8 protein-coding genes are annotated in these 13,646 nt (G+C 39.8%); all 8 read left to right on the top strand.

Annotated features, from left to right (window positions below):
• The first annotated feature begins 66 nt into the window (after positions 1 to 66).
• The 8 genes from ACUN24_RS05170 (at position 67) to ACUN24_RS05135 (ending at position 13,644) form a co-directional block, all read left to right on the top strand.
• Positions 67 to 711 carry an HD domain-containing protein gene (locus tag ACUN24_RS05170; RefSeq protein WP_445561541.1) on the top strand — a complete coding sequence of 215 codons (645 nt, stop codon included), beginning with the start codon at positions 67 to 69 and terminating at the stop codon, positions 709 to 711.
• A gap of 467 nt (positions 712 to 1,178) precedes the next feature.
• Positions 1,179 to 2,435: a putative DNA modification/repair radical SAM protein gene (locus ACUN24_RS05165; RefSeq protein WP_445561540.1), complete on the top strand. Its 1,257-nt coding sequence runs from the start codon at positions 1,179 to 1,181 to the stop codon at positions 2,433 to 2,435.
• A 202-nt stretch (positions 2,436 to 2,637) separates the two neighbouring features.
• Positions 2,638 to 3,402 carry a TIGR03915 family putative DNA repair protein gene (locus tag ACUN24_RS05160; RefSeq protein WP_445561539.1) on the top strand — a complete coding sequence of 255 codons (765 nt, stop codon included), beginning with the start codon at positions 2,638 to 2,640 and terminating at the stop codon, positions 3,400 to 3,402.
• A 235-nt stretch (positions 3,403 to 3,637) separates the two neighbouring features.
• Positions 3,638 to 3,928 carry a co-chaperone GroES gene (locus tag ACUN24_RS05155; RefSeq protein WP_025141798.1) on the top strand — a complete coding sequence of 97 codons (291 nt, stop codon included), beginning with the start codon at positions 3,638 to 3,640 and terminating at the stop codon, positions 3,926 to 3,928.
• A 133-nt stretch (positions 3,929 to 4,061) separates the two neighbouring features.
• On the top strand, positions 4,062 to 5,696 hold the full coding sequence (gene groL, locus ACUN24_RS05150; RefSeq protein ID WP_445561538.1) for a chaperonin GroEL: 1,635 nt from the start codon (positions 4,062 to 4,064) through the stop codon (positions 5,694 to 5,696).
• Positions 5,697 to 5,989: 293 nt separating this feature from the next.
• Complete coding sequence (locus tag ACUN24_RS05145; RefSeq protein WP_445561537.1) at positions 5,990 to 11,941, top strand: PKD domain-containing protein; 5,952 nt, start codon at positions 5,990 to 5,992, stop codon at positions 11,939 to 11,941.
• A complete protein-coding gene (locus ACUN24_RS05140; protein WP_445561536.1) occupies positions 11,942 to 12,961 on the top strand; it encodes a PorP/SprF family type IX secretion system membrane protein in 1,020 nt (339 codons plus the stop codon).
• 23 nt (positions 12,962 to 12,984) lie between these two features.
• Positions 12,985 to 13,644: an MgtC/SapB family protein gene (locus tag ACUN24_RS05135; protein ID WP_445561535.1), complete on the top strand. Its 660-nt coding sequence runs from the start codon at positions 12,985 to 12,987 to the stop codon at positions 13,642 to 13,644.
• Positions 13,645 to 13,646: the final 2 nt, after the last annotated feature.

Raw genomic sequence — 13,646 nt, 5'->3', positions numbered from 1 at the left:
TTGTTGTTGATATCATTTCTTTTACCCTGCAAATAATTCCAATACCTTTGGGATAAATTTAGAACTATGCAGGCGACCATCCAAAAAACCATCGATTTTGTTCAGGAAACACTTGCCAATGCCGAAGCAGGGCACGATTGGTTTCATATCGAACGTGTTTTTAAAACCGCTCAAACCATTAATCAACAAGAAAATGGTGATGAACTTGTAGTAGCTTTTGCCGCGTTGCTGCATGATATTGCTGATCCTAAATTCAATAACGGTGATGAAGAACTGGGGCCAAACATGGCTGCTTCATTTTTAGCATCTATTGCTGTTGAAGATGAGGTTATTGCGCATGTTAAGTTAATTATACAGAACATGTCGTTCAAAAATAGTTTTGATGGTAAAGGTTTTACTTCAAAAGAAATGCAAATTGTACAGGACGCAGATCGTTTAGATGCTATTGGAGCAATTGGAATTGCCCGGGCATTTACCTACGGAGGATTCAAAAACAGGGTGCTTTATGATCCGGCTATTTTACCAGAAGCGCACCTTAACAAAGAAAGTTATAAAAATACAACAGCCCCTACGATTAATCATTTTTACGAAAAACTGCTACTGTTGAAAGATATGATGAATACTGAAGCTGGAAAAACAATAGCAATAGAAAGGCACAATTTTATGCTGCTCTACCTGGAACATTTTTATAAAGAATGGGAAGGCAAATAACCCACAAAAGGGCTATTTTAAAACCTATTAGTAAGTATTTCAAAACGATGCATTAGGATTTAGCTTTATAAAAATGATCCTTATTTATACTGTTTTAGTCCGCTTAAAAACCACAATAGAAGCCGATCACTTCTTCTCTGAACTAAAATATTCTCAGAAGTTAAGAGCCTGTTTAAGAATTAAATAAAATTATTTCGTATGTCAGTCTGAGCGTAGTCGAAGACAATTTTTTTATAGTTAAGAGAAGCACTTCGACTTCGCTCAGTGTGACAAATTAGGAGAAGTAATGTAATTGAATAAAATTTAAGCAGGCTCTAACAATATTACACATCAACTACCACTGAATATAAATTGAATCTTTCTGACAGTTTTAGTTATTACGATTATTCCAAATTCGAATAGATTAGATAAATCAACTTACTAATATTTTTAGTTATTAAACTATCTTTGTTAGTAAAACAATTCCTATGTCTGATCGCATTCGTGAAAAATTAAATATTCTTGCTGACGCCGCCAAATATGATGTTTCTTGTTCATCAAGCGGCGGCACGAGAAAGAATGATACAAAGGGGCTTGGCAACAGCCACTCCTCAGGCATTTGCCATACCTATACAGAAGATGGCAGATGTGTTTCATTATTAAAAATCCTGCTAACCAATCATTGTATTTACGATTGTTTGTTCTGTGTTTCACGGAAAAGTAACGATATAAAACGTGCTGCCTTTACTGTAGATGAAGTGGTGGAACTGACCATGAATTTTTACCGACGTAATTATATTGAAGGTCTGTTTTTAAGTTCAGGGATTTTTAAAAATGCCGATTTTACCATGGAACGTTTACTCCTGGTGGTAAAAAAATTGCGTTTGGAGCAGAATTACAATGGTTATATCCACCTGAAAACCATTCCGGGAGCCAGCGATGAACTGATTAAAGAGGCAGGCCTTTACGCTGATAGGATGAGCATCAATTTAGAAATGCCTACCGAAGCTGGTTTAAAACTTTTGGCGCCAGAGAAAAATCATGCTGACGTAATTAAGCCACTCGACTTTGTGCAAAAGCAGATTGCGCAGTTCTCGGCAGATAAAAAACTAATTAAACACATTCCGAAATTTGTACCGGCAGGGCAAAGCACTCAAATGGTTATTGGTGCTACGTCCGAAAGCGATAAAGATATTATGTATACTGCTAATGCCTTTTACAAAAATTTTTCTTTAAAAAGAGTATACTATTCTGGCTATGTACCCATTAGTAACGATAGCCGAATGCCGGTTTTAGGCACACAGCCACCGCTGTTAAGGGAAAACCGCCTGTACCAAACCGATTGGCTAATGCGCTTCTATGGTTTTAAAGTGCAGGAAATTTTAAATGATGCCAACCCAAATCTTGACGTGGATATTGATCCAAAACTTAGTTGGGCGATCCGTAACATGCAACACTTCCCTGTCGATATTAATACGGCTGATTATAAAATGATTCTTCGTATTCCGGGTGTTGGCGTAATGTCGGCTAAAAAGATTGTACAGGCCAGAAAATTCGGAAAACTAAGGATTGATCAATTAAAGAAAATCGGGGTGGCTTATAACCGGGCCAAACATTTTATTGTTTGCCTGGACAGTCCCTATCAGCTCAAAGATTATCAGGGTACTCAGATTAAAGCTTTTATTTTGGCAGAGAGCCAAAGCAAATATTTAAAAACAGATAACAACCAGATACTTTTGTTTTAAAAGCGCTGTCGTTCTGAATGTAGTGAAGACCTGCGAAGCAAGCATGAATGCCATAAAGCCTTAACAACGATGAATAATCTGTTATGTTCTGGCAATGTTCATTAATTAAACAGCTGCTTTGATCTTACTAATTCCGGGTTCTGTTTTTCATAGGGTTGGGATTCTTCACTGCGTTCAGAATGACAATTAAACTAAACAACCAATGACTTACATATTCGATGGTTCACTTCAAGGGCTTTTAACTGCCGCTTTTGAATGGTTTGAACGCAAGCCTGGCAAAGTGATGCTCAAATCAACCGAAATGTTTCAGCCGGAAGCTTTTGCAGAAAGCTTTACCGTAACCACTGATGCGGAAAAAGCCGACCGGGTTTGGGCGGGATTGGAAAAGAAACTGAGAAAGGATTGGCTGCGCAAATATTATTGCAGTTATTTATCAGAAATTCCTGAAGCTTACAATCACCTTTTTCAGTTTACCTTATATATTTTTCAAAATCAGTTAGGTGCCGAAAATAATTATGGCAACGAACATGTAATTGCCTTAGCTAAATATGCCAAAAGTGTAGAGCGGGAAAAACACAGGATGGAGGCATTTATCCGCTTTCAAAAAACGGGCGACGGGATATTTTATGCCAGTATCGATCCTGATTTTAATGTTTTGCCTTTAATATCCAATCATTTTAAAAACCGATATGCCGATCAACAATGGGTGATTTATGATTTAAAACGGAAGTATGGCCTGCACTATAATTTAACCACTGTGGAAGAAATTACAATTAGTTTTACTAACGGTATAAATAAACAAAACCCTCCATCAATTTTGATGGATGAAGGTGAAGCTTTATATGCCACGCTTTGGAAAGATTATTTTAAAAGTGCAAATATTGTAGCCCGCAAAAACACCAGATTGCATGTGCAGCATGTACCCAAAAGGTACTGGAAATATTTGACAGAAAAAGCGCCGGTTTAGCTAACAGAGTCGACAACTTTAATAGCATACCAGGCTGGTAAGTTGTCAACTCTGGATATATATAAATTTGGCAAAAAAACTAAAACTTACTGCCATGCTGACACCCGCATTCTTCATTAGTGTGAAAAGATTGACAGTTTGGTGAAAATTTGTCCCTCAAAATCACTTGGCATAAAAAGTGTTAATTATATGATTAGTTAAAAATTCAAATCAAAATAAAAAATTAATAAAAGTTATGGCGTTAAACCTTAAACCAATTGCTGGCAGTTCGAACAGAGTAATCGTTGAACCGGCTGCGGCAGAAGAAAAAACTGCATCAGGTTTGTATATCCCTGATACTGCAAAAGAAAAACCATCTAAAGGAACTGTAGTATCTGTTTCTGAAGAAGATTCTGAAGGTAAAAAAGCGAGTGTAAAAGTTGGCGATGTTGTAATTTATGGTAAATACGGCGGTACTGAGTTCCCTTATGAAGGTAAAGATTACCTTATTATGCGCGAAACTGATATTTACGCTGTTGTTGGGTAATAATTTAGGATTAAATGACTGAATTTCTAATGAGAAAATTCAGCATTAATCAACAAATAAAATAATAATGTTAGAATGAAAAGAATACAAATTCAATCATTCTCTCATACAATCATTCAAAATTTAAAAAATAATGTCAAAACAAGTAAAATATAACGTAGAAGCACGCGACGCCCTGAAAAGAGGTGTTGATATTCTTGCAAATGCAGTAAAAGTAACATTAGGTCCAAAAGGCCGTAACGTAATTATCGATAAAAAATTCGGTTCACCGGCAATCACTAAAGATGGTGTTACTGTAGCGAAAGAAATCGAATTAAAAGATGCTGTTGAGAACATGGGTGCTCAAATGGTTAAAGAAGTAGCTTCAAAAACAGCTGATATCGCTGGTGATGGTACGACTACGGCTACTGTATTGGCTCAGGCAATTATCACTACAGGCATTAAAAACGTTGCTGCTGGTGCAAATCCAATGGATTTAAAACGTGGTATCGATAAAGCTGTTGCTGCTGTTGTAGAAAACTTAAAAGCACAATCGCAAACTGTAGGTGAAGACAACAATAAAATCAAACAAGTTGCGTCTATCTCTGCTAACAACGATGAAGTAATCGGTGCGCTAATTGCTGAGGCAATGAGCAAAGTTGGTAAAGATGGTGTAATTACCGTTGAAGAAGCAAAAGGTACTGAAACTGAAGTTAAAACAGTAGAAGGTATGCAATTCGACAGAGGTTATTTATCTCCATATTTCGTTACCAATGCAGATAAAATGGAAGCTGAATTAGAAAATCCTTACATTTTAATCTACGACAAAAAAATCAGCAACATGAAAGAATTGTTGCCGGTTTTAGAAAAAACTGTTCAAACTGGTAAACCATTGGTAATCATTTCTGAAGATTTAGATGGTGAAGCTTTAGCTACTTTAGTAGTTAATAAAATCCGTGGTTCGTTAAAAGTTGTTGCTGTCAAAGCACCAGGTTTTGGTGATAGAAGAAAAGCAATGTTAGAAGACATCGCAATCTTAACTGGCGGTATTGTGGTATCAGAAGAAAGAGGTTATAAATTAGAAAATGCTGATTTAACTTATTTAGGTTCTGCTGAGAAAGTTGTTGTTGACAAAGACAATACAACTGTAATCAATGGTGCTGGTAACTCAGAAGATATTAAATCTCGTGTTAGCCAAATTAAATCTCAGATTGAAACAACTACATCTGATTACGATAAAGAAAAATTACAAGAGCGTTTGGCTAAATTGGCTGGCGGTGTTGCAGTTCTTTATGTAGGTGCAGCTAGTGAAGTTGAAATGAAAGAGAAAAAAGACCGTGTTGATGATGCTTTACATGCAACCCGTGCGGCTGTAGAAGAAGGTATTGTTGCTGGTGGTGGTGTTGCTTTTATCCGTGCTGTTGAAGCTTTAGCAAACTTAAAAGGTGCTAATGAAGATGAAAACACTGGTATCCAGATCATCCGTCGCGCGATTGAAGAGCCATTACGTCAAATTTGCGAAAACGCAGGTATTGAAGGTTCTATCGTAGTTCAAAAAGTTAAAGAAGGTACAGCCGATTTCGGTTATAATGCACGTACTGATGTTTACGAAAACTTAATTGGAGCAGGTGTTATCGACCCAACTAAAGTGAGCCGTGTAGCCTTAGAAAACGCAGCATCTATTGCAGCGATGTTATTAACTACAGAAGTTGTTTTAGCAGACGAACCTGAAGAAGGTGGTTCTCCAATGCCTCCAATGGGCGGCGGCGGAATGGGCGGCATGATGTAAAATATTCTATCCCGAAAACATTTCGTGTAAAATATTCCCTCAAGGTTTAATACCTTGAGGGTTTTTTTATGCCCAATTACTAGCGAAAACGACGTTTTAACGGCTTTACAACCTACAAATTTAGTTCGTTTTGGTGTAAAATTTTGCTTATATAATTAATAAACTACGTTCTTTATACCGTATATTTATTGATGTGTCTTAGGTCTAGTACTCATTTTTGATATTGGATAAACCAAGTTAAACTGACAAGGTCTCCTGAACGCAATAAAATCAATCCCTAGTGTTAGATGTCTATGAAGATTCGTTGTAAAAGGAAATGGTTTTCTTTTGTTCTATTTTTTGGGGCACTTCTGTCTCAATTAACCGTTTTTGCCCAGGTGAGCATTGGCACAATAGATCCAGGGCCATATACCCCCGGCAGTACCATTGCTGTTCCTTTCACTATACCTGTTAGTTGTATATCGCAGGATAATCAATTCCAACTCTACTTATCAGATCAAAATGGAGATTTCAGTACCGAAACCCTCATCGGAAGTTATACAGGGTTTTACAGCACTTACGTAAACGGCAAACTTCCGGCTGTACTTGCTTCCGGCACAGGCTATAGGATCAGGGTAAAATCCACCAGTCCCGTATCTGTAAGCGCGGCCTCATCGGCTTTTGAAATAAAAGCAGGAACAGCGGTTGAGGCAAAGTTAACCTCAACATTGCTAAATGCAACGAACGACGAAACCTTTGGCACCTGTAGTAGCCGGCCAGACAATTCATTCGTTCTTGAAAATGAATCTACAGCTGGCAGTGAAGTAACTGCAGAAATAACTGACGAAATTAACCAGGGTACTCCTCAAACACTGAATTTCACCAATCCACTTCAAACTTTTATTGCCAAACAAGTACATTATACCATCATAACAAAGGCAAAAATGCCTGATGGAAGTGTAGCCACTAAAGCTTATCTGCTGATTAATAACAAAGCAGTAACAGCTTTTGCCAGCACTGGAAATCCAGTATTATGTCTGCCATCTGCAGACTTTACATTTAATGTTGATGTAACATCAGTTTCGGGTATTCAAAACAATTTTCCCGGGGATATTTATTCCATAACATGGGGAGACCAGACTGCAAGTACCTACACCCTTTGTGAGATTATTAGCAATAATGGACAAATTAAACACACTTATGCGCGATCGTCTTGCGGTAGTGTTTCCACATCGAGCGCAGGAACCATTTACAATGCTTTTGATGTATCCATTAATGTACTAAATAATTTTTGCGGCAAAATCGGAACTCCGGTCTCATCATCTGCCAAAGTCGTTGAAAAACCTGAAAATAACTTTAGCTTTACTCCTATTGGCTGCACCAATACTGATATCTCTTTTGTAAATACATCAACATTAGGCGAAAATCCAGAAACAAATACTGCGGCGTGTACCCCTAACAATGTAACCTTTAACTGGTACGTTGATGGTGTCCTCATTAGGGCAAACCAACCTAAATCTTATATTTTTGTACATAAGTTTTTAACTCATGGAAATCATGAAGTAAAATTAGAGTCTAAAAGCCTGGGGCCTTGTCCAGCTGAAGCCGTAACATACCCCATCTGTATCCAGGATCCTCCTAAACCTGATTTTAATTTACCATCAACAACCATTTGTGCCGGAACAACCTTAAAAGCTTCTGATCTTTCAGTTTTCGATAACATATGCGATGCGGCCAACAGTTATTCCTGGTCTGTTTCTCCTGCTGTTGATTTTACAGAAGGTACAAGTGCAACAAGCAAGGAACCTGTTTTCAGCTTTACCACTCCTGGCACTTATACCATTACGTTAAGCATTTCTACGCCATCATGTGGCCCGGTTGTAAGCCAGCCAAAAACTGTTGTGGTAAATGAAAGTCCGGCAGCTACACTTTCGCCCGATATCACGCTGTGTAATCTTGCTACTTACGATTTTAACAATACCACAACGGGACCAACCCAAACGTTAATTACAGGCACCACGCAAGATTTACCAGACACTTATACCTGGACAGTTGTACCATCGGGAGCAGGGACCTATAGCTTTACCAGTGGCACAACGGCGAATACAAAATACCCATCCATTAAGTTTGATAGCTACGATACTTATACTATAACCGTTATACACAAAAACAACTGTGGAACAGCAACTGATAGCCAGGTGCTCACTTTCAGTACAGCACCTGTGGTTAATGCTGGTGATGACCAAAGCATCTGCTTCAATGACCCAAGCTTTACTTTAAGCGGAACGGTAACCGGAACCACTACCACGCAAAGCTGGATTGGGGGCGAGGGGACATTTAATCCCGGCAGAAACGATTTAAACGCAACCTACACCCCAACCGCAACCGAAAAAACAGCGGGTATAGTCACTTTAACCTTAAGGGTTACTACTGCGCTGGCTGCTCCATGTAACCAGATCGATGATGAAATTATTTTAAAAATAAAGCCAGACATCAGTTTAACAAGCGCAGCAAATAAAACCATCTGCACGGGCAATAATGTAACCTATACACCAACTTCTGCAGTAACAGGCGTTACCTATACCTGGACAGCTACTGGAACAGCTTCTGCCGCTGGTTATACAACAACCGGAACCGGGGATATTAACGACGTACTCACCAATAACGACCTCAATGCAGATGCAAATGTTACCTATACTATTACACCTCATTTAGAAGGATGCGATGGCACACCTTTTTTATTACTTGTTGTGGTTAAGCCTAATCCCATTGCAACAGCAACAGCGCCAAATTCAACAATTTGTAATGCCACTTCATCAGCCATCACCCTATCAGCAAATCTAGCCGACATAAATTATACTTATACCAGTGCGGTAACAGGCGCAATAACTGGTAACAGCAATAGAGCAGCAGCATCGGCAGAAACCCAGATTAATGATATTTTAACCAATTCGGGTACCACATCAGGTACAGTAACTTATACCATCACCCCAATATCTACAAGCGGCTGTCCGGGTACACCGGCTACCATTACGATTACGGTTCTACCCAATGCAACATTGGCAAACGCTGGTCCGGATGATGAGGTCTGCAATGCCACATCTTATACATTAAAAGGAAACAGTCCGGTAGTGGGTACGGGTAAATGGACTATCGTTTCTGCGCCTACAACCGTAACATTCGCAGATGATACACAGAGTAATACTACGGTCTCGGGATTACAGGCTGGAAATACCTATACTTTAAGATGGACCATTGGCGATGCCAGTTGCTCAACATCCAGTGATGATGTTCAAATCACGGTTAATCCGCTCAGTATCGGGGGTACCACAACCGGAGATGCGAATGTATGTGCGGGTGCAAATGGCGGAAACATTAATCTAACTGGGATGGTAGGAAATGTTATCCGTTGGGAAAGATCTATCGATAACGGGGCAAACTGGTCTACCATTACCTCAACAGCAAATCCTTATGTGTTTTCTAATCTTACCATCACTACACAATACCGTGCGGTAGTACAAAGCGGTAGTTGTGCAGAAGCCATATCAACAACAACTACCATTACTGTAAATCCGGGCACCGTTGCGGCAAATGCAGGCTCAGATCAAAGCCTGTGTAGTGGTAACGGCATTACCTTAGCCGGCAACAATCCTGCGCCTAACAGTGGTATGTGGACGCTAACGTCAGCACAATCCGGTATCACGATAACTAATCCTGCACTTTACAATACCACCGTTACTGGCCTCGCACCCGGCCAAACTTATACTTTTAGATGGACCATCACCGGTTTCGGTGGTTGTCCTCCCTCTACCGATGATGTAACCATTACTTATTATCTCCCAGTTACCAATAATATTTCCGCATCTGCAACTCCGGCTTGCGAAGGACAATCCATCACGATTACCGGCGATACACCAACTGGTGGAGCTGGAACATTTGACTACCAATGGCAAAGCAGTGCCGATGGCAATACATGGGCCAACATCCCTTCAGCCATTAATAAAGATTTAACCTTAACAGCTACAGTTTCTACCTATTTCAGGAGATTGGTGAACAGCACCGTCTGCACCTCTATCAGTAATTCTTTGCAGGTTACTGTTTTACCAGGCCTAACCAACAATACCATTTCTGCCGATCAAAACATCTGTATCGGCACAGCTGCGGCAGCTTTAACAGGTAATACGCCAGGTGGTGGCAACGGAACTTACGCGTATCAATGGCAATCGAGCTTAAATGGAACTGCCTGGAGCGATGTATTGGGGGCAAACAGTGTAAGCTTTACACCGCCAACACCAAGTGCAAGCATTTATTACAGGCGATTGGTAACCAGTGGCCCATGCGGTAACAATTTAAGCAACCAAATTAAGATAACGGTTAATCCACATGCTAAAGCAGAAATTACTTATAATAAAAATGTTGGTTGTGCACCTTTTATTCTAGATGCAAACAATATTGCGGCAACGTTATATCCCGACAGAAACAGCACTTATACGTGGTTTGCCAATAATGTACAAATCGGGGTAGGGTCAACATTTCCAGGTTACACCATTATGAATGGCAATGAAAGCGTAACCATAAAACTTGTTGTTACCAGTAGTCTGGGTTGTAACACCGATGAAAAAAGTGAAATATTTAGCGCGCTTCCAGTAATTACACCCTCTTTTACAACAAGTGTTAGTGAAGGATGCGGACCGCTTAATGTTACCTTTACCAATACGACCAATCCGCTTAATGGCGCAACCTATGCCTGGGATTTCGGCAATGGACAATCCTCTACCCTGGCGCAACCCGCAGCAATAACTTTTCTGGCTGATCCAACCGGGAAAGACAAAACTTATAACATTACCCTAACAACGACCATACCCTGCGGCCCGCCTGTTGTAACATCTGCAACAGTTATTGTACATGCACAACCTGTTGCTATATTTTCTCCTGATAAAACAACAGGATGCGCTGACCTCCTCGTTAATTTTACAAATACCTCTCCAGAAAGCGCAGGAACAGACTATACTTATGATTTTGGTGATGGTACACCATCAGAAACTTATCCTGACAGAAGAACAGTAAGCCATACTTTTAGCACGCTTTTGGTTAAGAATTTCATCGTCACAATGACTGCTAAAAATACCTGCGGAACAAGCTCTTCTACTAACACTATTGTGGTTTCGCCTAATAATATTATACCAGAATTAGTGGTAAATGGAACCGAGAAAAAAGGCTGTGCACCTTTCACCGTAAATTTTGTGAACAATACAAGTGGAGCAAGCCGTTTCGTTTATACGTTTACCAACGAAGATACTGGCGACATAACCAAACTTACCTCCAATACAACCGGTGTTTTCCCTTATACTTTTACCAAAGCGGGAAAATATACGATCAGGTTAGATGCCGAAAACGATTGTTCGAAGAATTTCACTACAGAAACCGTAACCATACTTGCTCAGCCAACAGCAAATTTTACTGCCGATAAAACAACTGACTGCACCAAATTTGCAGTTCAATTTAAAAATACAAGTACAGGTGCAATCGGCTACCAGTGGGACTTTGGCGATGGCTCTCCAATTTCAAATGAATTTGAACCACAACATACTTACACTGGTTCAGGTATAAATTATTCTGTTACACTTACCGCCACCAGTGCAGAAGGCTGTACCAATACGACTACAATAGCTGATTTTATCAAAATTGCTGCTCCACCTGTAGCAACATTCACAGTTACCCCAGGTAATGAAACAACTGTTCCAAACTATACTTTTGGCTTCAAAGATAGCAGCACAGATGCGGTTAGCTGGGAATGGTCTTTTGGCGACGGATCGGCATCAACCTTACAAAACCCTAACCATACTTATGCCAACGAAGGTACTTACACCGTAACCTTAAAAGTATTAAATAAGGTGGGCTGTTCAGCTACTACCTTCCAATCAGTTAGAATTATTAGTGTACCAGGCAACTTAAACATCCCTAACTCTTTTATGCCAGCAAGCGCGAAAAATGAAATTAAAACCTTTAAAGCAAAAGGCCGGGGTATAAAAGAATGGAACATGTCTATTTTTAACAAATGGGGGCAGTTAATTTGGGAAACAACAAAATTGGATGATGGCGCACCCTCAGAGGGTTGGGATGGCACTTATAAAGGCCAGGATCAGCCACAGGGTGTTTATTACTGGAAAGTAGATATCAAATTTATTAATGGAAGTGATTGGAAAGGGATGACCTACGATTCATCTCCTCCGAAAAAAACAGGTGTAATATATTTAATCAGATAGATGATGAGGAGAAGGGCAATAATATTTTTATTTTGTTTACTGCCAATGGTTTCCATGGCACAGGACTATATTTACTCGCAGTTTTACAACGCGCCAATTTATCTAAATCCTGCACTTACCGGCCAGTTTGAAGGCGATATCAGGTTTAACGCACTTTACCGTAATCAATGGACGGGTTTGGCCAGCGATTATTCATACATGTCGGCCTCAGGCGATCTCAATCTTAGTAGAATAAACAGCGGCATTGGGATTATTTTTAACCGCAGCAGCGAGGGCACGGCCTACCTGCTAAAGAACAACGTTGCCCTAAGCTATTCCTATATTATCGGTGGAGACGATTTTGCCTTATCATTTGGTTTACAAGGAGGCATTACCAACCAAAAACTAAATTGGGATAAACTGGTGTTTGGCGATCAGATCGATATCGGTACAGGTTATATTCCGGGCAGTGTTTCGGGCGCAGAAAGACCAAGTGTAGATAGTCGATATTACTTCGATGCTAATGCTGGTGCCAACCTTGTGGTGGGTAAATTTATGATGGGATTAGCAGTACATCACCTTAACCGTCCGGATGAATCATTATCGGGTTTTCAGGCAAAATTACCGATGCGTATTTCAGGAAATTTAAGTTATAAGATAACCCTGGTGCCCGATGAGTACGATCGAGATGGAAATTACCTGATTCCTTCAATTGTAGCTTACAAACAAGGTAACGTAAAATCTTTCAGTTTAGGCATGCAATATAAATATGCCGGAATAAATGCAGGTATCTGGTATCGCAACGATGGCAATTCGAATGGAAATGATGCAATTGTATTTTCTTTAATCTTCGATATTTTTAACCGAAGAACCAATGGTGAAAAATTCAGGTTAGGGATTAGTCACGATGCTACAACTTCTAAAATTAACTACAGTAACACGGGCGGAACATCTGAAATTGGTGTGGGTTACGAAAAATATTTTCCAAATAGTTCAAATGGTGGTAGGGCAAATGGCCTGAGATGTTATGATTTTTATTAATTTGCCTTTAATAATTCAAGGCAATGAACGAAATCATAGACCAAAACCATTTCATTACCCAAAGTGAAATCAATAAATTTTTATTGGCTACCCTACTTTGCGGCATAATCGGAGCTGAGCGGGAATACAGAAGTAAATCTGCCGGACTCAAAACCATGATGATGATTGGTTTGGGTGCCACTCTTTTTACCATCTTATCCATCAATATTGGGCCAACCAGTCAAGACCGTATTGCCTCGAACATTGTTACGGGAATAGGTTTTTTAGGTGCCGGAGTGATTTTCAAAGAAGAAAATCGCGTGAAAGGGCTCACCACGGCTTGTATTATCTGGATAGTTGCCGCAATTGGAATGGCTGTTGGATCAGGTTATTACGAACAGGCCATCGGTGTTACCATTGTGGTCATGCTGGCTTTGATTATCTTCCCTTTTTTAGAAGAAATTGGCGACCGCCGTTTCACCAAGCGGATTTATCGCATCGTTAAAAAACAGCATACACATGCTAATTTAGAGAGCTATGAAGAAGTTTTCCGCGAGAGTAAACTGAAACCACAGCGAGGAAAACACCAATTGGTAGACAATATTATCACTGGAAACTGGACGGCTACCGGCACGCCACAAAACCACCAGAAGTTTGTAGAGCGTATGCTGAAGGACGATGATATTATTGAGTTTGATTTTTAAAT

It is taken from the genome of Pedobacter sp. WC2501 (assembly GCF_052682415.1).
This window is presented reverse-complemented; position numbering and strand designations above follow the sequence as displayed.